Source organism: Rhodanobacter sp. FW510-R10 (assembly GCF_058781105.1).
In genome coordinates this window covers 1,142,930-1,166,738 of sequence record NZ_JBYSWL010000001.1, presented here as the reverse complement: position 1 = coordinate 1,166,738, position 23,809 = coordinate 1,142,930, and the positions used below count along the sequence as shown (strand labels likewise).

Genomic DNA, 23,809 nt, shown 5'->3' with positions numbered 1-23,809 from the left:
CGACGGGCTCATGCCCGTCGAGTTCCGCGTCCACAACACTCAACGACCCTTGGTTCAGCCTGGCACTGCAGGAAGGAACCTGCGCCGCATCCATGGGAGCCGCCAAGCAGGCGCTCCAATCAGAAGTTGATTCGACCAACGATACCCACGACGCGCCGGGAATCTTGCGTCGACTGGATACGCACGAAAGTGGTGGCTGGCACAACAACTCCATTGACGACGCCCATCGCACTATCCGGCACCAGCGCCGTGGCATAGAACTTGTCCAGGATGTTCTGCAGCACAAGGGTCACCGAATACGTGTCGTTGTCGTTGGCGAACTTGATGCCCACGTTCCAGATGCCATAAGCCGGCTGGATCGTATACGGCGATTGCCCAATGTCCATTTGTTGCTTGGACTGCCAAGAGTAATTGGTGTTCATGCTAACGACGAATGGCAAAGACGTCGGCAGCTCGTAACTCGCATTGACCACCGCCTTGTACTTTGGCGCATAAGGTAACGGCCTACCATCCGGATACGAGCAGGTGAGAGGTGCCCCGACCGGGCACAGGAACTTGTCGATCTTGGCGTCGGTGTAGGCGACACCGCCGCTGAGCATCAATCCGGCGGCCGGGGTGGCCCTGAAATCGGCCTGCACGCCGCGCGTACTCACCTTGCCGGCGTTGATCAGGTTGGTGATGATGACCCCGTTGACGTGGACGAAGCTGTTGGTCTGAAAGCCCCGGTACTTGGAGTAGAACGCGTTCAAGTTCAAGGCGAGGTGGTTGTCGAACAGGTTCGACTTCAAACCAAGCTCATAATTGTTGGACTTCTCCGGATCCAAACGCGCGGTATTGTTCGCCGACATGTTGAAGAAGACGTTGTAGGCGGGCCCCTTGTAGCCTTGGCTGAAGGTCAAGTAAGTCATGTTGTTTGGCGTCAGGTCGAATTGCAGGCCGAGCTTGCCGGATACGTTATTTTCGGTGGTGCTGTCGCTGTTGGCAAAACTCCCACCAATGCCGGCGTACCCGGTCCTGTCGGTGACCCGGGCGAGTGAATAGCTCAGCTTGTCGAAGCTATAACGCGCGCCAAATATTCCACGGAAGGTGTCGGTGAACGAATAGGTCCCCTGCCCGAACACGGCGTAGTTGTCACGCTTGACTTGGTCGTGCTCGACGCCGATGGCCGATGAATACGTGGAGGTCGTATCGCACGGAATGATGCCATTGGCCAACGGCGCCAGCGTGGAGGAGTCGCAGCGATTGTCCCGACGCGAGAAGAAATCGTGGATATTGGCGTGAAAAAGGAACGCTCCGAGCACGTACTTGAATGGCTGATCCGTCGACGATGCCAGGCGCAACTCCTGCGAATACTGTTTCAGGGAAATCGTGCCATTGTCGATCAGTTGCGTATTGCCACCGGGCACCGATGAATTCACGAATGCAGGTGCATTGGGCATGAAATCGCCGTCCCGACGCTGTCGATTGAACCAGTCCCGAAAGGCGGTGATCGAGGTCAACGTCGAATCGTTTGGAAGGGTCCAATCAAACTGTGCAGAAACGCCGTAACTGGTGTCCTGGGTCAGCGGCAGGGTGTCGTTATTGATGTTGATGTTGTGCGACGACGGAACCACGGGGGCCAGGCTCGGCGCCCTGACGACGTCGTTGGCGGGGGTGCTCCGGACAATATTGATGGCGTCGCCACAACAGTTGTTGTTGGCGCGACTGTAGTCGAGGATAAAGGTGCCTGTCACCTTGTCACTGGGCTTCCACAACAACTTGCCGCGGACCCCACCATTTTGGAACCCATTGGTTTTTTCACCGTTGAAGTAGTTTTTTGCATTGCCTTCGAAGTTGCCATACTCATAGCTGAGTTGGCCGTTCCAGGTCGAGCTTAGCGGCCCGGAAAGCATGCCTCGCGTGCGGAACTGGTTGTTGTTGTATACGCCAGCCTCGACGTAGCCCTGCCTCTGGTTGGTCGGGCTGGTGGTGACGATGTTCATTACACCGCCAGACGCGTTGATGCCGAACAACGTACCTTGGGGTCCCTGCAATACCTCAACGCGCTCGGGATCGAGTAAATCGGTAAATGCCATCCCTGACTCCGCGTACACGACGCCGTCGATGACGGTGGAAACGCTGGGCTCGCTGCCGGGGCTGAATGACAACGTGCCGATGCCGCGGATGTTGAGTGACGAGTTGAGGTTGGTCGTGCCCTGCCGGAACGTCAGCGACGGTACGAGCTGGATCAGCGATGCGGTGTTGGGCGTATTCGCACGAGCCAGGGTGTCCAGGGTGATGACAGTCACTGCGGCTGGGACTTGGCGCAGGTCCTCCTTGCGCTTCTCAGCGGTAACGGTCACCGCCTGCAACTGTTGAACTCGGCCTTTGGTGGCCGGAGCCGCAGCATCCTGGTTTTCCTGGGGGGCCGGAGCCGACTGGTCGGCAGGCGCATCCACCGCCAAAGCAGCAAGCGGGGCTGAAGATATCAAGGCTGCCGCACACGCAAGTGCCAATACACGCTGGTTCATGTTCCCCTCCAATTCGGATGATGAATCGCTGACACAAGGTAGTCTTATACCTATAGCTTATATAAGACATAAGACGTGAAGTCAACTTGGTTTGTGCGGCCGATTCAATGCGGAAATAATGCTGCGGCGCACTATCCGCGACTCCCGCTTTTGATCCTGGCTGCGTTGGCGCCGGACAAGCACAGGCGCAGGCCGAACGGCGCCATACACAACCAACAAAGCGCCGTTCACGTGATTCCGATCGTGGCCGTCATCAAATCGCCGACGCACTCAACCCATCAGTCACGCCAGGGTCAGACGATGCCGCCGTCGACTAGGAAGTCCTGGCCGCTGCAGGCACGCGCATCATCCGAGGCGAGGAACAGCACCATGGCAGCCACGTCATCGGGTTCAAGCCTGAACTTGAGTGCCTGCTCGTCGATGAAGCTTTGCTCCAACTTTGGATCGACCCAAAGCCGCATCTGCCGTGCCGTCTTGATCGCACCAGGCACAATCGAATTGACGCGGATGCCGCACGTGCCGAGCTCCTGTGCCATGGTGCGCGTTAGCGCGTGGATGCCGCCCTTGGCCGTGGTGTAGCCGGTAAAGCCGGTACGCCGCCGGCGCCAACTGACCGAACCCATGTTGATGATCGATGCTCCGGAAGGCATCAGGGAAACGGCGGCCTGCATGGCGAAAAAGTGCGGACGCAGGTTGACTTCCTGGCTGGCGTCCCAGGACTCGGGCGTCACCTCGCCGAACGGCACGCGACTGTCGTTGGCTGCGTTGTTGATCAGCACGTCCAATTGCCCGTCGTGAACCGCCGCAAAGTCGCGGATGGCCCGCTGCAAGCCGCCAATGTCGCGCACATCCACCTGGCGCATCCAGGGAGCGGCATGACCTCCGGCTGTCAACGTCCGCACAAGTTCCTTCGCGGACTCGGCATCGAGATCAATGAAGCCGATCAGCGCATCCTGTTCGGCCAGCCGCCGCACCAGGCAAGCCCCAATGCCCGACGCGCCCCCGGTGATGAATACCCTCTTGCCAGCAAGACTGGGATAGCGATTCCGCAACATTGTGATCAACCCGCAAAGGATGATTCGGGCAGGCCGGGTACCTTAACCCGGAAGCTGAAAATGCCGCCGCTGCACGGATGACGAGCGAGCTCCCCGGTGCCGAGTTGCTGCCGCGCCGTGGTGACGTACGCGGTACGCAGGTCGTCGCTACCAAATGTAATCATGGTGACGTGGCGCGAAGGTATGGCAACCTCTTCGAGAAGTCGTCCGTCGGGTGCGAAACGTGCCACCCGCTCGCCATCGTACAGTGCCGACCAGTAACAGCCGTCCGCGTCCACGCTGGCGCCATCCGGACGTCCATTACCCGGCTCGAATTCCGCGAACGTGCGCGCATCGCCGATGGCGCCGCTGGCCACGTGGTAGTCCCAGCAACGAACGATGTGGTTGCGCGTGTCCGACCAATACATCGTGTTGCCGTTTGGGCTGAAAGCAAGGCCGTTGGCACTGCGCACACCGTCGACCAGACATGTCACCGCGCCCCTAGCGTCGACCCGGTAGAGCGCACCACCGGACTCGTCAAAATCGATCGTGCCGGCCAGGAAGCGCCCATTGGCGTCGCAGCGACCATCGTTGAAGCGCCCGCCGGCAGGCACCTCCACCGGCTCGCCCAGCCAGCACAATGGCGCTTCGAACCGATCGATCAAGGCGAAGCGATTGCGCATCGCCAGCACGAAGCCGCCCTTGCGGCGTTCGGCGAAGCAGGACACGGGCTCGTCGAACACCCGACTGCGGTTCTCCCCACTGGCTGGATCGAAGCGGTTGAGGGAACAAGCGGCGATGTCGACCCAATACAACACCTGCTCGCGAACCGACCAGCGAGGGCACTCGCCCAACCCGGCGCGGGCGTCGATCGTGAGCCGCAACATGCCGGGGCCCTCGCTGGTGCCTGGGGTTGCCGCAGACGTCGTCATCGCACCCTCCACGTGTCCTTATAGACTATATGATATATTACACATGACTTGTGATTCGCAGCGCCGTGACTGTGCAATCGTGTCGCCTCATCGCACACTGTGGGTCCTAGGATCCCGACCGTCATCAGATGAACCAGCCAAGCCGCCCTCGCAAACCAGCCACGGAACTACGCAGCCAGCGTTGGTTCGGTGCCGCGGGCATGCGGGCATTCGCCCATCACCAGCGCATGTTCCAGACCGGTGTACGCCGGGAAGACTACGCCGACAAGCCCATCATCGGCATCATCAATACCTGGAGTGACCTGAGCACGTGCCACGGCCACCTGCGCGATCGCGCACGCTCGGTGAAGGATGGGGTGCTGGAAGCGGGTGGGTTCCCGGTTGAACTGCCGGCACTCTCGCTGGGTGAGGTGATGGTTAAGCCGACCACGATGCTCTATCGCAACCTGCTGGCGATGGAAACCGAGGAGCTGATCCGCAGTCATCCGCTGGATGCCGTAGTGTTGCTTGGCGGCTGCGACAAAACGACGCCGGGCCTGATCATGGGGGCAACCAGCGCCGGCCTGCCGGCGCTGTACCTGCCCGCCGGCGCAACCCTGAGCACGCGCTGGCGCGGCCAGACGATCGGCACCGGCACGCATACGCGCGCCTACTGGGATCAACTGCGCGCGGGGCAGATCAGTGAAGCGGACTGGCGCGAGCTGGCCACCGTGTCGGTACGTTCATGCGGCACCTGCAACACCATGGGCACCGCCTCCACGATGGCCCTGCTGGCCGAGGTCCTGGGCTGGACTCTGCCTGGCGCCGCCACCATCCCCGCCGTCGATTCGGCCCATCCGCGCATGGCGCGAGCGGTAGGCGAACGCGCAGTGGCGATGGCGTGGGAGGACTGGACACCGCAGCGCTGGCTCAGCGCCGCCAGCTTTTCAAACGCTATCGCGGTGCAGCTGGCGATCGGCGGTTCCACCAACGCCGTGATCCATCTGATCGCGATGGCCGGGCGCGCGGGCATTGCGCTGAGCCTGGACGACTTCGCCCGCCGCGCCGGCAGCGTGCCGCTGATCGCCGACCTGATGCCGGCCGGCCGGTACCTGATGGAGGACCTGTACTTCGCCGGTGGCAGCCGCGCGCTGTTCGCCGAGCTGGGCGACCTGCTCGACACCGATTGCCTCGGTGTCACCGGCACCAGCCTGGCCGAGAATATCAAAGGTGCCAAGGTCTGGAATCACGAGGTTATCCGCCCCCTCGACCACCCAGTCACCGACGCACCGGCCTTGGCCGTGCTGCGGGGCAACCTGGCGCCGCAGGGCGCGGTGATCAAACCCAGCGCGGCCACTCCGGGATTGCTGCGGCACCGTGGCCGCGCGGTGGTCTTCGAGAACGCCGCGGACATGCAACAGCGCATCGACGACCCGGCACTCGAGGTCGACGCGGACAGCGTGCTGGTGCTGAAGAACGCCGGCCCGGTGGGCGCCGGCATGCCTGAATGGGGCGGCCTGCCGATACCACAGAAACTGCTGCGCGCAGGCGTGCGCGACATGGTGCGCATTTCCGATGCACGCATGAGCGGCACGCATTTCGGCACGTGCGTGCTGCACGTGGCACCGGAGTCGGCGATCGGCGGCAACTTGGCCCTCGTTGAAAACGGCGACGAGATCGAGCTGGATGTGCCTGCCGGACGGATCGAGCTGCTGGTCGACGACGCAACGCTGGAGGCCCGGCGCACGCGTTGGCAACGGCCGCCATCGATCTACCCGCGCGGTTTCGGAGCCTTGCATGTCGCCCACGTTGGCCAGGCGCCGCAGGGTTGCGACTTCGATTTCCTTGCCGGCACGGCGCCCATTCCCGAACCGGACATCTACTAGGAGCGATCCACATGGCGACACGCAACCCTATCAAGGCCGCACTGGCTGCTGGCCAATCGCTTCAGGGCGTTTGGTCGATGTCGGGCTCGCCCACCGTGGTCGAGGCGCTGGGCCACGTCGGTGCCGACTACGTGGTACTCGACCTGGAGCATTCGCCCACTTCGATCCACGGCATGCTGCCGTTGCTGCGGTCATGCAAAGCGGCCGGCGTACCGGCCGCCGTGCGCATGCCCGACCACAACATGACGTCGATCAAGCATGCGCTGGACCTTGGCGCCACGACGGTGATGTTCCCGTTCGTACAAGAGGCGCGCGAAGCCGAGGCCGTCGTCGCCGCAAGCCACTACCCGCCGCGCGGCAAGCGCGGCTATGCCTTGATGACACGCGCCTCGAATTACCTGGCAGACGACGAATACCTGGCGCGGATCGCAGACGACCTGTTGTTGATCATGCAGATCGAGACGGTGCATGCGGTCGCCAACGTGGAGACAATCGCCCGCGTTCCAGGCGTCGGCGCGATCTTTGTCGGGCCGGGCGACCTGTCCGCATCCATGGGCCACATCGGACAATCCGGCCACGCCGATGTCAGGGCGCTGATGGCCGATTGCGCCAAGCGGGTCAATGTGCTGGGCTTGGCCTGCGGCACCGTGATGGGCGACGCTGAGCAGGCCGCTTGGGCGTTCAGTGTCGGCTATCGCTTCGTCGCGATCGGCACCGACATGGCCCTGCTCTGCGGCAGCGCGCGCAAGGCGCAAAAGGAAGTCCGGAACCGTCGCCGGGCTTGAGGCCGACAACGCAGGCCGACGTCCCGACTCAAGCCTTGTCCAACGCCTTGCGCCAGCCATCCAGCAAGCGCCGCCGCACGGCGTGCTCCAGCTGTGGCTCGAACCGCGCATCGCGCTGCCACAAGCCGGCAAACTCGCCGAAGTCGCCATAGATGCCGCTCTGGCGCCCCGCCAGGTAGGCCGCCCCCAGCGCGGTGGTCTCCATCACGCGCGGGCGGTCCACCGGCAAGTCGAGCACATCGGCGAGGAACTGCAGCAACCAGTCATTCCCCACCATGCCGCCATCCACGCGCAGCGCGGTGGCACCGACGCCGTCCTCGGCCATGGCAGCGAGCAGATCCGAAGTCTGGTACGCCGTGGCTTCCAATGCGGCACGCACGATGTGTGCGCGACCGCTGCCCCGGGTCAAACCGCTCAGCACCGCACGGGCGTCGCTGCGCCAATGCGGGGCGCCAAGTCCGGTGAAGGCAGGCACCAGGTAGACCCCGCCCGTATCCTCGACGCTGCGCGCGATGGCCTCGCTTTCCCCGGCGCTGGCGATCAATCCCAGTTCGTCGCGCAACCACTGCAAGGCGGCGCCAGCGACGAAGATCGAGCCTTCCAGCGCGTAGGTCACGGCACCGTCCAGGCGGTATCCCACCGTCGTCAGCAAACGGTGCCGCGAGACAGCCGCCTGCGCGCCGGTGTTCATCACCACGAAGCAGCCGGTGCCGTAGGTACTCTTGATGCTGCCAGGACTGAAACAGGCCTGGCCGATCAGTGCCGCCTGCTGGTCACCAGCCATGCCGCGGATCGGCAGCGCGTGCCCGAACAACGACGGATCCGTGGCGCCAAACTCAGCCGCGCAGTCGCGCACCTCGGGCAACAGGGCCGACGGAATCCGAAACAGTGCCAACAAGTCCGCGTCCCATTGCTGGCGATGGATGTCGAACAGGCAGGTGCGACTGGCATTGGTGGCGTCGGTCAGATGGCTGCGACCACCGGTGAGCCGCCAGAGCAAAAAGCTGTCGACCGTGCCGAAGGCCAGTTCACCGGCCTCGGCACGCGCCCGCGCACCCGGCACATGATCGAGCAGCCACGCAATCTTGCTGGACGAAAAATACGGATCGAGCAGGAGTCCGGTACGCGCGTTGACCAGGGCATCATGGCCCTCGGCGCCCAGTGCCGCGCACGACGCTGCCGTGCGTCGATCCTGCCACACGATCGCGTTGTGCAATGGCCGACCCGTGCGACGATCCCACAACAGGGTGGTTTCGCGTTGATTGGTGATGCCGATCGCCACCACCCGGTGACCCTGTCCTTCGGCCGCGGCGAAGGCCTCGCGCGCAACCGCCAGCGTGCTCTGCCAGATCGCGGCCGGATCATGCTCGACCTGGGCATCCCCCGGATAGATCTGCGGAAACTCGCGCTGGGCCATGCTGACCACCGCGGCCTGCGCATCGAACACGATGGCACGGCTGCTGGTCGTGCCCTGGTCCAGTGCCAGCACGGCATCGCCCATGGCGTCAGTCCAGGTAGTTCAGCACGTTTTGCGCCGTGACCTCGCTCACGCGCACATTGGATTGCTCGGTGACGCCCGCGATATGCGGGGTCAGGATCAGGTTGTCCAACCCGTCAAACATTGCGCCGGACGTGGCATCCAGTGGTTCGTGTTCGAACACGTCCAGCGCCGCGCCGCCCAACCGGCGTTCGCGCAGCGCCGCCGCCAGCGCCGGCTCGTCCACCACGCCGCCACGCGCAGCATTGATCAGCACCGCACGCGGCTGCATCGCGCGCAGGGCCGCCGCGCCGATCAAATGGCGCGTCTCGCCGGTCAATGGTACGTGCAGGCTCAACACGTCGGATTGCGCAAGCGTTTGCTGCAAGCTGCACTGCTGGACGGACTGCCACACTGCATGATCGGACGGCAGGTAAGGATCGTATGCAACTACGCGCATGCCCAGGGCCTGCGCACGCGTCGCGGCCGCCCGGGCGATCGCGCCGAGGCCGACCAGTCCCATGCATGTGTCGCTCAGTTCGCGACCGATCAGGGCCATGCGCGGCCATGCACCCGCGATCATGCGGGGACTGGCGGCGTAAGCGCCGCGCAGCAGCAGTAGGGCACAGGTGATCACGTATTCGGCGACAGCGAGGTCGTTGGCGCCCCTGGCCGGATGGACGGCCACGCCGCGGGCTTTGCAGGCGGCGAGGTCGATGTTGTCCAGCCCCACGCCGAGACGTCCGACCACCTTGAGCCTGGGGGCGGCATCGAGCAGCGGCGCCCGCACCTGGGTGCGGTTGCGCACGACGACGGCACGCGCATCGGCCAGGGCCGCATGCAACGCTTCGGGGTGATCGACCAGGGTCGGGTCGTACAGCGCGTCGCGGCCGGCAAAGGCCTTGTCGACCACCGCCTCGTCCATGAACTCGCAGATCACGATGTCAGCCATGCGCGGAATACCTAACCCGAAAAAGGAGTGTTCGCCAACTGATCGATCTCCGCCAGCAGCTTGGAGGTGAGCGTAATGCCATCACGTTGCGCCGCCACGCGCCGCTCCAAACGCGATGTGCCCGGCAGGCGCGCTCCCGGTTCCTCGCCAAACGCCTGCAGCAGCGCGGCTGCGCGCTGCAGGAATGTTCCATCGGATACGCGCTGCGCATCGATCGCGATGATGGTCTGGCCCAGGTTGGGCGCGGCGCCTCGATCATCCAGCACGGAGCTCGCCTCCCAGCCGAAGTGGGACCCGGTGATGCCTGCCGCGAGCAATTCGACCATCAGCGCCAGCGCGGCGCCTTTGGGGCCGGCAATGGGCAGCATCGAGCCCCGCAGCGCGGCCACCGGGTCGGTCGTGGGCTGGCCATGTTCGTCCAGCGCCCAGCCTTCGGGTATCGGCTGCCCCTGCTTCGACGCCGCGACAACCTTGCCACGCGCCACGGTCGACAAGGCCAGGTCGATGATCAACGGCGCACCGTTGGGCAATGGGCAGCCGAATGCGATCGGATTGGTCCCCAGCCGTGACGCGCTGCTACCCCAGAACGCCATCGCCTTGGGCGAATTGCCAAACATCAGCGCGAGCATGCCGCCCTCGGCAAGCTGCTCAACCACTCGGCCGGCCTGTCCGAAATGATGCGAACGACGAATCGTCGCGATGGCAATCCCTTCGCTGCGCGCCAGCACCGGCAGGGCTGCAACGGCCATTTCCAGCGCAGGGAACGCGAAACCATGTGCCGCGTCGACGCAGATAGCGGCCGGCGCAACCTGCCGCAACTGCGGTGTGGCAAACCCGTCGACCTTGCCGGCGCGCGCCTGCGCCGCATAGCTGGACACGCGCGCCAAACCGTGGCCGACCTGGCCGTCGATCTGCGCAGCCACGAGTGCGCGTGCCACGATCCCCGCATTGACCGGACTGCATCGACTGGCCGTCAGCGCGTCTTCCACGCGCCGATGGGCCTCCGGGATGCCCAGGTGAATCAACGCCTTGGTCGATGAGTCCGTATTCGCTGCTACAGGCTCAGGCACTGCGATACAGCTTCGTCATGATGAACTCACGGTGGCCAAGCGCCTCGGCCGCTGTCAGGCGACCGTTGGCGGTCTCGACGATGCAGTCGATCAGCCGATCTCCCGCCTGGTCAAACGTCATCTTGCCCTTGACGATGTCGCATACGTCCACGTCGATGTGCTCGGACATCAGGCGCAACGTACGCGGATTCCCCGTGATCTTGATCACCGGCATGATCGGATTGCCGACAATATTGCCCTGCCCCGTCGGGAAACAGTGCACCACATAGCCGGCGGCGGCCATCAGGGTGACGACTTCGGCCGCAGCGGACGAGGTATCCATGAAGTACAGGCCTGGGCCGCCAGTAGGAATCTCAGCTGGCTCAAGCACATCCACATAGGTGCATTTCTTGCCGATTTTTTCCAGGTTGCCCAGCGCCTTCTCTTCGATCGTGCTGAGTCCGCCCTCGATGTTGCCGCGCGTAGGCTGGCTTTCGGACAGATCGTTTGTCTTGTGCCGCTCGACAACGTCCTGGTAGGCACTCCATACGCGCATGAATTTCTCACCGATCTCGGGGCTGGCCGCGCGCGCCTTGCACAGGTGCTCGGAGCCGGTAATCTCCGTGGTTTCCCCGAACAGCCCATGAATCCCCTTGGGTATCAGCTTGTCGTACATATTGCCGACCGTGGGGTTCGCCGCCAACCCGCTGGTGGTGTCGGACTCACCGCACTTGGTTGCCACCCACAAGTCGGAGATATCGCACTCGGTGCGTAACAAGCCCGAAGTGGCATGCACGAAGGCCTTTGCCTGGCGCGAAGCCTCGGCGATGGTGGTGATGTCGCCATGGCGTTCGATCGAGAAGCCGGCCACCGGCTTGCCGGTCTTCGCAATGCCATCGACGATGCGCTTGGTCCAACCCGGCTCGATACCGATCACCACGCAGGCCGCCACGTTGGGATTGGACCCGGTGCCGATCATGGTGCGGAAGTGCAGGTCCAGATCCTCACCGAACTGCAGCCGACCGTACGCATGTGGCAGCGCGACGGTACCCGTGATGTTGTTGGCGACCGCCTCGCACGCGGCATTGGAAATGTCGTCGACGGGAAGGATCGCCACATAGTTGCGCACACCGACCCGACCGTTTTCGCGCCGATAACCCCAGAAAGTTTGATTGGTCATGAAATCCCGTCCTTACCAGCGCTTGGTCTTGAGATTGTGCACATGCACGTGATCACCCTTCTTCACCGTCGCGACGATGCGACCGATGTCCTGGCCGTACTCGATCGCGGTGGATTCGCTCGCGAAATCCGTCAACGCAATCTTGTGGCCGATAGGTACATCGTGATTGGAGAGCAGGTGGAAATCGGAGCCATCCTCAAGCACCACACCGAGCAGATCGGCGCCGGCACGGACGCCCTCGACTACGACGACACCCACATTGTCGTTCTTGTTATGCACCAGCAATTGCGGTTCAGACACGGCTATACCTCCTCGGGCTTTCCTGTTCGAGCGGCTGATAACGAACAAGTTCTGCGTGCGTCACCGCTACTTTCGGTGACGTTATCTTCTATAAGATATAAGATAAGATAGAACTACCAACATTACAATAGGGTGGCACCCCGAGGAGCGATAGGGGCACCGATCTTCCTGCTTCGAGCAACGGACGGCGCGGTTGCCCGCCAAGTGACACACGGTCGATTATCCGCCGCACTATCAAGTTAAGATGCCCCAGGAGAGCAGCTCCCGCGCCGCGCGGGTTGGGAAGGGACCATGGAATCAAAATTTACCCCCGGAGTGCGTCCACTGTACCGACAGGTATACGACTATCTGATCGAGCAGGTGGCTGCCGGTGCGTGGAAGCCCGGCACCGCGCTGCCCAGCGAACAGGCGCTGGGGCAGCAACTGGGGGTAAGTCAAGGCACCGTCCGCAAAGCACTGGACGAGCTCGCTGCCAACGGCGTAATGGAACGTCACCAAGGCAAGGGCACCTTTGTTGCCGCCAACAGCGAAGAGCGTTCACTGTTCCGCTACTTCCGCCTGTGCACGCCCGATGGCTTGCGGGCTACGCCCAGCGCCACCGGGGAGGAAGTGACGCGGCGCACCACCACCGCGGCGGATGCGGCGCGACTGGGCTTGTCAGGCAGGGCCAAGGTCACAGAAATTAAGCGGGTGAGGTTGATCGACCAGAAACCGCTGATCTTCGAAACCATCATCGTGCCGTCGGCCATGCTGCCCGGCCTGGACACGCGCAAGACGCTGCCTAATTCGCTCTACTCCCTCTATCACTCCGTGTACGGGATCAATATCGGTTCGGTGAAGGAACAACTCAGCGCCGTCCGCGCCGGGGTGGAGGATCGGGAACGCCTCGGCGTGGCGGTCGGCAGCCCGTTGTTGCACATCGACCGCGTGGCTTTCGGCATCGACGGCACACGGGTGGAATGGCGGATCAGCCGCTGCAACACGGCAAACCACATCTACTCAGTCGAGTTGTCCTGACCACCGTCGCCCTACAAACTTTGCAATCGACCCATTGTCTTATATCTTACATATCTCAAAACGGATAGCTTGGGCCGAACGGGATGGATCAGATTGAACTGCTGCGACAGGCGTGCCATGTCGGTGGCCATTGGATCGCTGCCGACGATGGTGCAACCCGCGACGTAGTTGACCCGGCTACCGGCGAGAAGGTCGGCAGCGTGCCGCATTGCCGCGGCGCGGAGACGGTGCGCGCGATCGACGCGGCGGCGGCGGCGTTTCCTGGCTGGCGCGACACCACTGCAGCGCGGCGCGGCGAGCTGATGCAACGTCTTGCCGACCTGATGATGGAGCACCGCGAGCCACTGGCGAGATTGCTTACGCGCGAGATGGGCAAACCCGTGGCTGAATCGCGCGGTGAAATCGCCGGCGGCGTGGGCTACCTGCGCTGGTTCGCGGAGGAAGGCAAGCGCATCTACGGCGACACGATCCCGTCGCCGTGGCCCGAGCGTCGGCTGCTGGTAATCAAGCAGCCCGTCGGCGTGGTCGGCGCCATCACGCCGTGGAATTTTCCTAGCAGCATGATCGCGCGCAAGCTCGGCGCGGCCTTGGCGGCTGGCTGCACGATGGTGCTCAAGCCGGCTCCGCAGACGCCGTTCTCGGCACTGGCGATCGCCGTGCTGGCCGAACAAGCGGGGTTGCCACCAGGCGTGTTCAACGTGATCACCGGCGAGGCCACCGAGATCGGCGCGGCGATGATCGAACATCCGAAGCTGCGCAAGATCACCTTCACCGGGTCGACCGCGGTCGGCAAGAAGCTTGCCTCCGCGGCGACCGCCAACATGAAGCGTGTTTCGATGGAGCTTGGTGGCAACGCGCCCTTCATCGTATTCGACGACGCGGATCTGGATGCCGCCGTGGAAGGCGCGATGATCTCCAAGTTCCGCAACACCGGGCAGACGTGTGTATGCGCCAACCGCCTGCTGGTGCAGGACGGCGTCTACGACGCGTTCGCGCAGAAGCTGGCCTCGGCTGTAGGCGCGCTCAAGGTCGGCAACGGCTTCGAGGACGGCGTGACACAGGGACCGCTGGTAAGCCGCGCCGCATTGGACAAGGTGCGGACGCATGTTGCCGATGTCCGTGCCCGTGGCGGCTCCGTGCTGCTGGGTGGCAAGTCGCATGCGCTCGGTGGGCTGTTCTATGAGCCAACCGTGCTCACCGGCGTCCCGCCCGATGCGCTGCTGATGCACGAGGAAACTTTTGGCCCGGTGGCTCCACTGCTGCGGTTTCATGATGAAGCGGAGGCGATCGTACTGGCGAACGCCACCGAGTACGGGCTGGCGAGTTATTTCTACTCGCGGGACTTGGGCCGCGTGTTCCGCGTGATGGAACGCCTCGAGTACGGGCTGGTCGGCGTCAACACCGGCATGTTGACGACCGAGGCCGCACCGTTCGGCGGCGTCAAGTCGAGCGGCATGGGCCGCGAAGGGTCGAAGTACGGCGTCGACGACTACCTAGATATCAAATACGCCTGCATCGACCTGGGACACTGAAGCTCGATCGCGTGGGTTCCTTCAATGACATCCTGCAACACTGGCCCGCGCCGTCATGGCACGACGTCGCTCCGCTGGCGGTGATCGGCGAGATCACGCTTTCCGCACCCGATAGCGTGGCGATCCCGACCAGTGCCGGTGAGTTGCACCTTGCCCTGCACGCCGATGGCCTCCGTCTGGACAACGGCCCGCGCGCCATCGGCGACTACGGCATGCTGGCACGGGAACCGGAGACGCTGGCGTTGCAGCTGGAGCACGGGGACGCCTGCAGCGTCGTGCGCGGAGGCGATTTCGAGCTGGTACTCGAACACGCTCCACTGGCTTTCGTGTTGCGTCGGCATGGCAGGATCGTGCAATCGTCACCACGCGACAGCCATTTCGAGCGGCGCTTTCGCGTGCCGCCGTTTGCCCGGATCGCCGGCGGCTGGCTAATTGCACTGGATCTCGAATCCAGCGAACCGGTTTACGGCCTGGGTGAAAAATGGGGCAAGCTGGACAAACGCGGGCAATGGCTGCGTTCATTCAATGAGGACGCGCTCGGCGTCAATGCGGAGCGCTCGTACAAGAACACACCCTTTGCGTGGTCTCCGCGCGGCTGGGGATCCTTGGTGCATACACCTTCGCCGGTGGGCCACGCCGTTGGGTTCGCACCGTTTTCGCAACGCGCTTACGTCATCGCCATCGAAGACGACGCGCTGGATTTCTTTCTGTTCGCTGGTGCCAATGGCGCCGAGATACTTGCCAGCTACACCGCCCTCACCGGCCGCGCCCCGGTACCACCGCTGTGGAGCCTGGGGCTGATCCTATCCAAGGCCTATTACCACACCCCCGCGGAAGTACTCGAGGTGGCGCGCGAGGTGCGCCGCCGCGGCATGCCGTGCGACACGATTACCTTCGATGGCCGCGCCTGGCAGGATACCGATACACGTTTTGCATTCGAATGGGACCCCAAGCGCTTTACCGACCCAGGCGCGGTGCTGGCTGAATTGAAAGCGATGGATTTCCACGTTTGCGTGTGGGAATACCCGTTGATCTCGAGTCGCCATCCGTGGTTCGAGGAACTGGAACGCAAGGGTTGGCTGCTCACTGACGCCACGACCGGCAACGCCTATCGCTACCGCTGGGACACCGAAGCGTTCGGCCAGGTGCTCACGCCGCTGCCGGAATCCGGCCTGCTCGACTTTACCCAACCAGACGCCTACGCGTTCTGGCGCGACCAGCACCGGGCCCTGTTCGAACTCGGCGTGGATATGATCAAGGCGGATTTCGGCGAGCAGGTGGGCGACGACATGCGCGCCGCCAACGGCGAGCACGGTCACGCCCTTCACAATGTCTATGCCCACCTGTACAACCGCTGCGTTTACGAAGCCGCGGACAAGTACTCCCGTTCCGGCGCGTTCCTGTTTTCCCGCTCCAGTTGGATTGGCGCGCAGCGCTATCCCTCACAGTGGGGCGGCGACCCGCAGGCCGACTGGGGCGGCATGGCCGCCAACCTGCGCGGGGGTGTCGCCTGGGGTCTCAGCGGTGGCGCCTACTACGCCACCGATGTCGGCGGCTTCTACCGCGACGAGCGCGATCCGGTGCTGTATGTGCGCTGGGCGCAGGCCGCCGTGTTCTCCGCGCACATGCGACTGCACGGCATCGGCGCGCGTGAGCCCTGGTCCTATGGCGCCGAGGCGGAGGCCGCCACACTGGCCGCGTTGCGGCTTCGCTATCGCCTGCTGCCTTACCTGCAGCAGACGATGGCGGCGGCGCAGGCGACGGGCCTTCCGGTGCAGCGCGCGATGGTGCTGGCCTGCCCGGATGAACGGGCGGCGTGGGCGTTCGAAGATCAATTCTTCTTCGGACCCGACATCCTGGTGGCACCCTGCCTGAATCCTACAGGCGAAGTCGAGGTCTATCTGCCGCAGGGAACCTGGCATCGCTTCCCGCATGGCGCAGCGCTCGCCGGCTCACGCACGCACAAGCTGCATCTTTCGCTTTCGGATACCGCCGTCTTCGTGCGCGCCGACAAGCACATTCCGCTGGGGCCCGAGGTCAACCATACCGGCGAACTCAACGGCACCGCGCGCATCACCGAGTACTGGTGCAATGGCGTCTTCACGCCGATCTGAGCACCGCACCGCCCCTAAGAGCGTGGGTGATGGAAACCGTTCCGGCTCCTAGGCGACCGAGTGAGCGGACGCGACCCGGTTGGTGGCCGCATCCGTCGCGCCCGAGGCGTGCCCTGTCACGTGGGTCGCCATGTAATGGTACACAGCATCCTGTGCGGCAGCATCAAGGTGCAGGCCGAGCTTGGAGCGCCGCCACAACACGTCCTCCGCGCCGCACGCCCATTCGTTGGCTATCAGGTAGTCGAGTTCGGCTTCCGTCAAACCCGCGCCGAAATCGTGGCCGAGATCGTCCATGTGCTTTGCGTCACCCAGCACGCGATCGATGCGGGTACCGTAGGCCCGGGCCAACCGGTGCAGCATGGCTGGCGGCACGTAGGCATATTGCGCGGCGAGCCCCGGCAGCCAGCCGTCAAAACCGGGTTCGGGAATGTCGCCGCCGGGCAGGCACGCAACCCGCGTCCAGGGACGTGCGCACCGACCCAGCGCCTTGTCCAGTTTGTTCAATGCCTCTTCGGCGAGTCGGCGAAAGGTCGTGATCTTGCCCCCGAAAACCGTCAAGAGAGGGGCCTGACTGCGGTCGCCACTCAGCTCCAGCGTGTAATCGCGGGTGATCGCCGACGGATCATTGGATCCATCGTCGTAAAGGGGCCGGATCCCGGCGTAGCTCCATACCACATCAGCCGGCTGCACCGGTTTTTCCAGATAGCCGCTGACGGTGCGACACAGGTAATCAACCTCTTCCACACTGATCACCACGCCCGCCGGGTCAGCCGAAAACGGCACATCCGTGGTGCCGATGAGGGTGAAATCATGCTCATAGGGGATCACGAACACCACACGCCCATCGCCGCCTTGCAGCGTATATGCCTGCGGTCCGTCGTAAAGTGCGCGCACCACGATATGGCTTCCCTTGACCAGCACCACGCTGCTGCCGGTGCTGCGCGATCGCAGGGTTTCGGCCACCGGCATCACCCAGGGGCCGGTCGCGTTGACGATCGCACGTGCGCGCACCTGCCGCACTTGTCCATCTTCCATCGCCAGGTCCGCAAGCCAGCTGCGGTCCTGCCTGTGCGCATCGAGAAAGTGCGTGTGGGTCATGATGTCTGCCCCGTGCTCGCGCGCGTCAATCGCGGCCAGGACGACCATGCGCGCATCGTCAACGCAGCAGTCCGAATATTCGTAGCCAAGCGTGTAGCGATCGGCCAACGGCGCACCCGCTGGATCGTTGCGCAAACGCAGCGTCCGCGTCGGCGGCAGGCGCTTGCGCCCACCCAGGTGGTCGTAGACAAACAAGCCTAGGCGAAGTACCAGCGCGGGACGCAGGTCGGCGTGATGCGGCAGCACGAATCGCATCGGCCGCACCACGTGGGGCGCGGCACGCCACAACACCTCGCGTTCACTCAATGATTCGCGCACCAGGTGGAAATCGTACTTTTCCAGGTAGCGCAGACCGCCGTGTATCAGTTTCGAACTCGCCGACGAGGTGCCGCTAGCCAGGTCCGACTGCTCGCATAGCAATACCTTGTACCCGCGCCCGGCGGCGTCCCGGGCGATGCCCGTACCATTGATGCCACCGCCGATGACCACCAGATCGTAATCTTCATGCATACTACGTATGCTATATCATGTGTCTTATATAAGTCTAAGCTAAGCGTGTGTGTGGTACTCGAACGCCTCACCACCAAGCGACCAACGGGGCCCGCATGACAGACTCGAAGCTGCGCTACTGGGTACTGGCGGTGGTGTGCACCGCCATCCTGCTCAACTACGTGGATCGCCAGATCATTGCGCTGCTCAAGCCGTTGCTTGAGCAGAAGCTTGGCTGGGACGACGAGGACTACGGCTACATCACCACGTTCTTCCAGCTCGGAGGGACCGTGGCAGTTCTCTTCGCGGGCCGATTCGTTGACCGCGTTGGCCTGAAGGCGGGCTACGCCTGGGGCGTAGGCGTGTGGAGCATGGCGGAGGTCGCGCATGCAGCGACGCGCAGCGTAGCCGAATTTTCGGCGGCACGGCTGGTCTTAGGCGTAGCCGAGTCGGTAAACACCCCTGCGGCCGTAAAGAGCATGGCCGTATGGTTCCAGCTCAAGGATCGTTCCTTGGCTTTGGGCGTGATGAATGCCGCTCCCAACATCGGCGCCATCATCACGCCACTGCTGGTGCCATGGTTGGCTCTGACCTACGGCTGGCGCGAGACTTTCATCATCACCGGTGCTGCAGGTTTTGTCTGGCTGGTTTTTTGGCTCACCCTACCCAAGCCGCCAAAGCGAATTCGGTCCGTGGCCGAACCCACACGCCACGACGTACGCGCCATGCCGTGGGGACAGCTGCTGCATGACCCCTACACCTGGCTGATGGTGGTGGGCAAGCTGCTGACCGATCCGGTCTGGTGGCTCCTGCTGTTTTGGGCTCCAGACTTTTTCCACCGTCGCTACGATCTGGACATGGCGCATATCGGGTTGCCGATCGCAGCGATTTACGTGATGGCGATGGCCGGCGCGCTTCTGGGTGGGTGGTTCCAAACCTTGCTGATACGCCGCGGCTCGCCGGTCAACACAGCACGCAAGATCCCCATGCTGGTAGCCGCACTGCTGGTACTGCCGCTGCCACTGGTGCTGCTGGCGTCCGACTACTGGGTTGCCGTTCTGCTTGTGGGCACCGCTTTGGCTGGACACCAGGCATTTTCCACCAACTTGTTCGGTCTGGCGGCAGATTCATTCCCCAATCACGCGGTCGGATCCGTGATCGGCATCGCTTCGTTTGCGGGGAACGTGGGCGGGCTTGCTATCCTGTTCGTCGCGGGCATCTTGTTGAACCATTACCACAACTACCTGCCGCTGTTCGGCTACGCAGCGATCGCATACTTGGTCGCGCTCGCACTGATACATTGGATCGCGCCCACGCTGCGACTGGCAGAGACAGATTGACCCTCCCCCCGATGGCCTGATCGACCTGCAGCGCGGTCGCAACACGAACACGGTGGCACGTCGTCATTCCGCGTTCGCAATCGATATTTCGATCTGGACGCGCCTATTCCACGGTGACGGACTTGGCGAGGTTGCGGGGCTGGTCGACGTCGGTGCCGCGTTGCACGGCGACGTGATAGGCGAGCAGCTGCAGCGGCACGGTGAACACCACCGGCGCAATGAAGTCGCCGCCGGAGGCGACGCGCAGCATGACACCCTGGCCGGCCATGTCGTCCATCCTGGCGTCGCCGTCGGCAAACACGATCAGGCGGCCGCCGCGCGCCCGCACTTCCTGCAGGTTGGACTTGAGCTTGTCCAGCAGCGGGCCGTTCGGCGCCACCGCCACCACCGGCATGTCTTCGTCCACCAGCGCCAGCGGGCCGTGTTTCAACTCGCCGGCGGGATAGGCCTCGGCGTGGATGTAGGAGATTTCCTTGAGCTTGAGCGCGCCTTCGAGCGCCACCGGATACTGCACGCCGCGGCCGAGGAAGAGCGCGTGCTGGCGGGTGATGAACTCGGCGGCCAGTTCGATGATGGCCGGTTCCAGCTCCAGTGCCCGGTTGATCGCCGCCGGCAGGTGTTGCAGTTGCGCACACAGCTCGCGGTAGCGGGACGCCTCCAGATCGTGGTGGCGGGCCAGCTCGAGCGCCAGCAGGGCGAGCGCCGCAAGCTGGGTGGTGAAGGCCTTGGTCGAGGCCACGCCCACTTCCACTCCGGCGCGGGTCAAGAGCTTCAGGTCGGATTCGCGCACCAGGGACGATTCGGGTGAATTGCAGATCACGAGCGTGCCGACGTAGCCGCGCCGCCGCGCCTCGCGCGCGGCAGCAAGCGTGTCGGCGGTCTCCCCGGACTGCGAAATGGCCACGAACAAAGTGCCCTCGGGCACCACGAACTCGCGATAGCGGTATTCGCTGGCGACCTCGACGCTGACTGGCAGGCGGGCCAGGCGCTCGATCCAGTAGCGCGCAACCAGGCCGGCGTTGTAGCTGGTGCCGCAGGCGACGATGTGCACGCCGCGCAGCTTGGAGAACAACTCGTCACTGTCGGTGCCGAAGATGTTGGGCAGCACGCCATGTTCGCCCAGCCGTGCTTCCAGCGTGTCGGCGATGGCACGCGGCTGCTCAAAGATTTCCTTTTGCATGTAGTGCCGGTAGCCGCCGCGGTCGGCCGCGTCCAGCGACAGCTCGCTCTCGTGCTCGGCGCGTTCGACCGGCGTGCCATCCAGCGTGCAAATGTCGACGCTGCCGCGGGTGATCTCCACCACGTCGCCTTCTTCCAGGTAGACCATGCGGTTGGTCACCTGGATCAAGGCCTGCGCATCCGACCCCAGGAAGTTTTCGCCAATACCCAGGCCGACCAGGAGCGGCGCGCCGCGACGCGCGCCGACGATGCGATCCGGATCGTCGCGATCCAGCACCGCGATGGCGTAGGCGCCCTCGAGCTCGCGTACGGTCGCGAGCACCGCATGGCGCAGGTCCAGGCCGGCGGCCAGGCGCTCGTCGATCAGCGCCGCGATCACCTCGGTGTCGGTTTCCGAGGAGAACACGCGGCCGCGCGCCTGCAAGGCCGCGCGCAGTGGCACGTGGTTCTCGATGATGCCGTTATGCACGATCGCCACCCGCCCGGATACCTGCGGATGCGCGTTGCCCTCGCTGGGTGCGCCATGCGTGGCCCAGCGCGTGTGCGCAATCCCGGTGCCGCCGGGAAATGGATCGGCGAGGTAGCGCGCTTCCATTTCGCGGACCTTGCCCTTGGCGCGCACGCGCTGCAGCTTGCCGGCGTGCAACACGGCCAGTCCTGCCGAGTCGTAGCCGCGATACTCCAGCGCCTTGAGGCCGACGATCAGCAGCGGCGCCACGTCACGCTGGGCCACCGCAGCAACGATTCCACACATGTCATCACGCTCCAGGACGATGCACGTCGCTCAGTGGGCAAGCTTACCCGCGCCAGCTCGACCGGACGGCGCATTGTGCCATTTGCGCCCTCGCCGGCGCGGGCGCCAAGCCGGTGACGGCGGCCGGCACAAGGTCAATTCACCTTGCGCCGCAGGTAGTTCAACAAGTCGATGCGCGTGATCAGGCCGAGGAAGCGCTCGCCGTCCATGACGATGGCGACATGCCCGCGGTCGAACACCGGCAGCAGCGCCTCGATCGGCGAGGTCACCGGCAACTGGTGCAGCTCGCGGATCATGGCCATCGACACCTTGTCGTTGAAGCGCGTCTCGTCGGTGTGCACATGCAACAGCACGTCCGATTCGTCGACGATGCCGACCAGGCGCTCGCCGTCCATGACCGGCAATTGCGACACGTCGTACAGCTTCATGCGCGTGTAGGCCGTAATGAGCTGCTCGTCCGGGCCGACGACCACGGTGCCGCGGTCGGCAAACGGGCGTAGCAAGAGGTCGCGCAGGTCGCCGTGTTGCTCGTGCGCGATGAAGCCGTTGTCCAGCATCCAGTAGTCGTTGTAGAGCTTGGACAGGTACTTGTTGCCGGTGTCACAGACCAGGGTCACCACGCGCTTGGGCGCGTCCTGCTCGCGGCAGTAGCGCAAGGCCGCCGCCACCAGGGTGCCGGTGGACGAGCCGCCCAGCACGCCTTCGCTGGCCAGCAAACGGCGCGCGGTGAGGAAGCTCTCGCCATCGGCAATCGCATAGGCCTTTTTCACGCGGCTGAAGTCGCTGATGCTGGGCAGGAAATCCTCGCCGATGCCCTCGACCATCCAGCTCGCGGACTTGGCCTTGAGCTCACCGTGGTTGATGTACTCGGCCAGCACCGAGCCGACCGGATCGGCCAGGATCAGCTCGGTCGTGGGCGAATGCTCGGCAAAAAACTGCGACAGCCCGGTCATCGTGCCCGAGGAGCCGCAGCCCACGACGATGGCGTCGACCCGGCCATCCATCTGCTCGAGGATCTCGGGTCCGGTGGTCGTACGGTGCGCCGCCGGGTTGTCCGGGTTGCCGAACTGGTTGATGAAGTACGCGCCAGGGGTCTCGGCCGCAATCCGCGCCGCCATGTCCTGGTAATACTCGGGGTGTCCCTTGGCCACATCCGAGCGGGTGAGCACCACTTCGGCGCCCATGGCCTTGAGGTTGAAGATCTTCTCCCGGCTCATCTTGTCCGGCACGACCAGGATCAGCCGATAGCCCTTGGCCTGTGCCACCAGCGCGAGGCCCAGCCCGGTATTGCCGGCCGTGCCTTCCACCAGGGTATCGCCCGGCTTGATCGTACCGGCGCGCTCGGCACCCTCGATCATCGATACGCCGATGCGGTCCTTGATCGAGCCGCCGGGGTTCATGTTTTCCAGTTTCAGGAACAGCGTGCACAGGCCGGTATCCAGCCGATGCGTTTGCAGCATCGGCGTATGGCCGATGAGTTCGAGGATGCTCTGTTGGACCGTCATGGCTGTCCCGGTTACGCGTTCGCCAGCATGCTGCGACAAGCCGCGCTGGCACACCGGACATGATAGCCGACGGTTGTGACCCCAAGACCGGTGGCGGCAACTCGCATTGGCGCTGGTCTTGTGGCGGCTGCTTGCGCGCGGACGGTACCGGCGCAAGCAGCCGTACGGCGCTGGATCAGTGGACCATGTGCCTGCGGTTGGCCCAGAGGCGTTCCAGCCGCGCCTTGGCGGCGAGTTTTTCCTTCTTCATGCTGACCAGGGTGTTCGGATCGATGGGAAGCACACCAATGTCCGCATCGTGCACCTTGCTGTCCAGCTCCTGGTGGTGCTGGTACAACCGCCGAAACTCCACGTCGGTCTTCAGCAGTGCCTCCACATCCTCGCGCTGATCATTTTCAAACATGAGTTCGACCTCTCGATGATTGAGTCCGAGATGGCAACCCGCGCACGGAGGCCCGGCCCGTCGCCACGGCAGAGCCGCGGAACGCAGGCAACGAGACAGACGAGGGGCATAGGCATGTGTCGGGTCGAGGGCCGTCAGGCGGACGCCTGCCGGTAGCTCGACCCTACTACGCGAAGCGGGCGCTTACAAGCCGACGAAGCCAACCAGATTCACGGCCGTGCTGGGCGGCCAAACCTTTAATTTACATGCAGTTAACTTGGGCGGCGGGAAGCCGCACGGAACCGTATCAGGCGA

Annotated in this window: 18 protein-coding genes; 6 read left to right on the top strand and 12 right to left on the bottom strand. The window is 63.9% G+C overall.

Annotated features, from left to right (window positions below):
* Positions 1–119 precede the first annotated feature (119 nt).
* From AC3WJB_RS04875 to AC3WJB_RS04865, 3 genes are all read right to left on the bottom strand, one after another.
* Positions 120–2,510 (bottom strand): TonB-dependent receptor, encoded by a 2,391-nt coding sequence (locus AC3WJB_RS04875; RefSeq protein ID WP_492679268.1) that lies wholly within the window; start codon positions 2,508–2,510, stop codon positions 120–122.
* Between the two features lie 293 nt (positions 2,511–2,803).
* A complete protein-coding gene (locus tag AC3WJB_RS04870; protein WP_492679266.1) occupies positions 2,804–3,565 on the bottom strand; it encodes an SDR family NAD(P)-dependent oxidoreductase in 762 nt (253 codons plus the stop codon).
* 5 nt (positions 3,566–3,570) lie between these two features.
* Positions 3,571–4,476, bottom strand: coding sequence for an SMP-30/gluconolactonase/LRE family protein (locus tag AC3WJB_RS04865; protein ID WP_492679264.1), 906 nt, complete (start codon positions 4,474–4,476; stop codon positions 3,571–3,573).
* Positions 4,477–4,604: 128 nt separating this feature from the next.
* Here AC3WJB_RS04865 and AC3WJB_RS04860 point away from each other — a divergent pair, with 128 nt between their 5' ends.
* Together AC3WJB_RS04860 and AC3WJB_RS04855 are read left to right on the top strand one after the other, a co-directional pair.
* Positions 4,605–6,341 (top strand): IlvD/Edd family dehydratase, encoded by a 1,737-nt coding sequence (locus AC3WJB_RS04860; RefSeq protein ID WP_492679262.1) that lies wholly within the window; start codon positions 4,605–4,607, stop codon positions 6,339–6,341.
* A gap of 11 nt (positions 6,342–6,352) precedes the next feature.
* Positions 6,353–7,126 (top strand): HpcH/HpaI aldolase family protein, encoded by a 774-nt coding sequence (locus AC3WJB_RS04855; protein WP_492679260.1) that lies wholly within the window; start codon positions 6,353–6,355, stop codon positions 7,124–7,126.
* A gap of 28 nt (positions 7,127–7,154) precedes the next feature.
* Here AC3WJB_RS04855 and glpK read toward each other — a convergent pair whose 3' ends face one another.
* From glpK to AC3WJB_RS04830, 5 genes are read right to left on the bottom strand one after another with little or no spacing between them, the layout of a single operon-like run.
* Positions 7,155–8,627: a glycerol kinase GlpK gene (gene glpK / locus AC3WJB_RS04850; RefSeq protein WP_492679258.1), complete on the bottom strand. Its 1,473-nt coding sequence runs from the start codon at positions 8,625–8,627 to the stop codon at positions 7,155–7,157.
* Between the two features lie 4 nt (positions 8,628–8,631).
* Positions 8,632–9,555: a hydroxyacid dehydrogenase gene (locus tag AC3WJB_RS04845; protein WP_492679256.1), complete on the bottom strand. Its 924-nt coding sequence runs from the start codon at positions 9,553–9,555 to the stop codon at positions 8,632–8,634.
* A gap of 11 nt (positions 9,556–9,566) precedes the next feature.
* Positions 9,567–10,625: an Ldh family oxidoreductase gene (locus tag AC3WJB_RS04840; protein ID WP_492679254.1), complete on the bottom strand. Its 1,059-nt coding sequence runs from the start codon at positions 10,623–10,625 to the stop codon at positions 9,567–9,569.
* Positions 10,618–11,784 (bottom strand): UxaA family hydrolase, encoded by a 1,167-nt coding sequence (locus AC3WJB_RS04835; RefSeq protein ID WP_492679252.1) that lies wholly within the window; start codon positions 11,782–11,784, stop codon positions 10,618–10,620. The genes AC3WJB_RS04840 and AC3WJB_RS04835 overlap by 8 nt, the downstream gene beginning before the upstream one ends.
* 12 nt (positions 11,785–11,796) lie before the next feature.
* Positions 11,797–12,084 carry a flagellar biosynthesis protein FlgA gene (locus AC3WJB_RS04830; protein ID WP_492679250.1) on the bottom strand — a complete coding sequence of 96 codons (288 nt, stop codon included), beginning with the start codon at positions 12,082–12,084 and terminating at the stop codon, positions 11,797–11,799.
* Between the two features lie 291 nt (positions 12,085–12,375).
* On the opposite strand from AC3WJB_RS04830, the gene AC3WJB_RS04825 reads away from it, so the two are divergent.
* The 3 genes from AC3WJB_RS04825 (at position 12,376) to AC3WJB_RS04815 (ending at position 16,747) form a co-directional block, all read left to right on the top strand.
* The gene (locus AC3WJB_RS04825) at positions 12,376–13,101 is read left to right on the top strand and encodes a GntR family transcriptional regulator (RefSeq protein WP_492679248.1); all 726 of its coding nucleotides are present in this window, start codon (positions 12,376–12,378) and stop codon (positions 13,099–13,101) included.
* 83 nt (positions 13,102–13,184) lie between these two features.
* On the top strand, positions 13,185–14,633 hold the full coding sequence (locus AC3WJB_RS04820) for an NAD-dependent succinate-semialdehyde dehydrogenase (protein ID WP_492679246.1): 1,449 nt from the start codon (positions 13,185–13,187) through the stop codon (positions 14,631–14,633).
* An 11-nt stretch (positions 14,634–14,644) separates the two neighbouring features.
* On the top strand, positions 14,645–16,747 hold the full coding sequence (locus tag AC3WJB_RS04815) for a TIM-barrel domain-containing protein (protein ID WP_492679244.1): 2,103 nt from the start codon (positions 14,645–14,647) through the stop codon (positions 16,745–16,747).
* A gap of 48 nt (positions 16,748–16,795) precedes the next feature.
* Here AC3WJB_RS04815 and glpD read toward each other — a convergent pair whose 3' ends face one another.
* A complete protein-coding gene (glpD, locus tag AC3WJB_RS04810; RefSeq protein WP_492679242.1) occupies positions 16,796–18,355 on the bottom strand; it encodes a glycerol-3-phosphate dehydrogenase in 1,560 nt (519 codons plus the stop codon).
* A gap of 95 nt (positions 18,356–18,450) precedes the next feature.
* On the opposite strand from glpD, the gene AC3WJB_RS04805 reads away from it, so the two are divergent.
* Positions 18,451–19,674: an MFS transporter gene (locus AC3WJB_RS04805; RefSeq protein WP_492679240.1), complete on the top strand. Its 1,224-nt coding sequence runs from the start codon at positions 18,451–18,453 to the stop codon at positions 19,672–19,674.
* A 103-nt stretch (positions 19,675–19,777) separates the two neighbouring features.
* On the opposite strand, the gene glmS is transcribed toward AC3WJB_RS04805, so the two are convergent.
* The 3 genes from glmS to AC3WJB_RS04790 form a co-directional block, all read right to left on the bottom strand.
* Entirely contained in the window at positions 19,778–21,607 is a 1,830-nt protein-coding gene (gene glmS / locus AC3WJB_RS04800; protein ID WP_492679238.1) for a glutamine--fructose-6-phosphate transaminase (isomerizing), read from the bottom strand.
* Positions 21,608–21,741: 134 nt separating this feature from the next.
* On the bottom strand, positions 21,742–23,112 hold the full coding sequence (locus AC3WJB_RS04795) for a pyridoxal-phosphate dependent enzyme (RefSeq protein ID WP_492679236.1): 1,371 nt from the start codon (positions 23,110–23,112) through the stop codon (positions 21,742–21,744).
* A 175-nt stretch (positions 23,113–23,287) separates the two neighbouring features.
* Entirely contained in the window at positions 23,288–23,515 is a 228-nt protein-coding gene (locus AC3WJB_RS04790) for an HP1242/YdcH family protein (RefSeq protein ID WP_492679234.1), read from the bottom strand.
* Positions 23,516–23,809: the final 294 nt, after the last annotated feature.

What these genes read in the sequence shown, in the direction of transcription:
- AC3WJB_RS04875 (WP_492679268.1), bottom strand. Translation starts at nt 2,510, where the DNA reads ATGAACCAGCGTGTATTGGCACTTGCGTGTGCGGCAGCCTTGATATCT.
- AC3WJB_RS04870 (WP_492679266.1), bottom strand. Translation starts at nt 3,565, where the DNA reads ATGTTGCGGAATCGCTATCCCAGTCTTGCTGGCAAGAGGGTATTCATC.
- AC3WJB_RS04865 (WP_492679264.1), bottom strand. Translation starts at nt 4,476, where the DNA reads ATGACGACGTCTGCGGCAACCCCAGGCACCAGCGAGGGCCCCGGCATG.
- AC3WJB_RS04860 (WP_492679262.1), top strand. Translation starts at nt 4,605, where the DNA reads ATGAACCAGCCAAGCCGCCCTCGCAAACCAGCCACGGAACTACGCAGC.
- AC3WJB_RS04855 (WP_492679260.1), top strand. Translation starts at nt 6,353, where the DNA reads ATGGCGACACGCAACCCTATCAAGGCCGCACTGGCTGCTGGCCAATCG.
- glpK (WP_492679258.1), bottom strand. Translation starts at nt 8,627, where the DNA reads ATGGGCGATGCCGTGCTGGCACTGGACCAGGGCACGACCAGCAGCCGT.
- AC3WJB_RS04845 (WP_492679256.1), bottom strand. Translation starts at nt 9,555, where the DNA reads ATGGCTGACATCGTGATCTGCGAGTTCATGGACGAGGCGGTGGTCGAC.
- AC3WJB_RS04835 (WP_492679252.1), bottom strand. Translation starts at nt 11,784, where the DNA reads ATGACCAATCAAACTTTCTGGGGTTATCGGCGCGAAAACGGTCGGGTC.
- AC3WJB_RS04825 (WP_492679248.1), top strand. Translation starts at nt 12,376, where the DNA reads ATGGAATCAAAATTTACCCCCGGAGTGCGTCCACTGTACCGACAGGTA.
- AC3WJB_RS04820 (WP_492679246.1), top strand. Translation starts at nt 13,185, where the DNA reads ATGGATCAGATTGAACTGCTGCGACAGGCGTGCCATGTCGGTGGCCAT.
- glpD (WP_492679242.1), bottom strand. Translation starts at nt 18,355, where the DNA reads ATGCATGAAGATTACGATCTGGTGGTCATCGGCGGTGGCATCAATGGT.
- AC3WJB_RS04805 (WP_492679240.1), top strand. Translation starts at nt 18,451, where the DNA reads ATGACAGACTCGAAGCTGCGCTACTGGGTACTGGCGGTGGTGTGCACC.
- glmS (WP_492679238.1), bottom strand. Translation starts at nt 21,607, where the DNA reads ATGTGTGGAATCGTTGCTGCGGTGGCCCAGCGTGACGTGGCGCCGCTG.
- AC3WJB_RS04795 (WP_492679236.1), bottom strand. Translation starts at nt 23,112, where the DNA reads ATGACGGTCCAACAGAGCATCCTCGAACTCATCGGCCATACGCCGATG.
- AC3WJB_RS04790 (WP_492679234.1), bottom strand. Translation starts at nt 23,515, where the DNA reads ATGTTTGAAAATGATCAGCGCGAGGATGTGGAGGCACTGCTGAAGACC.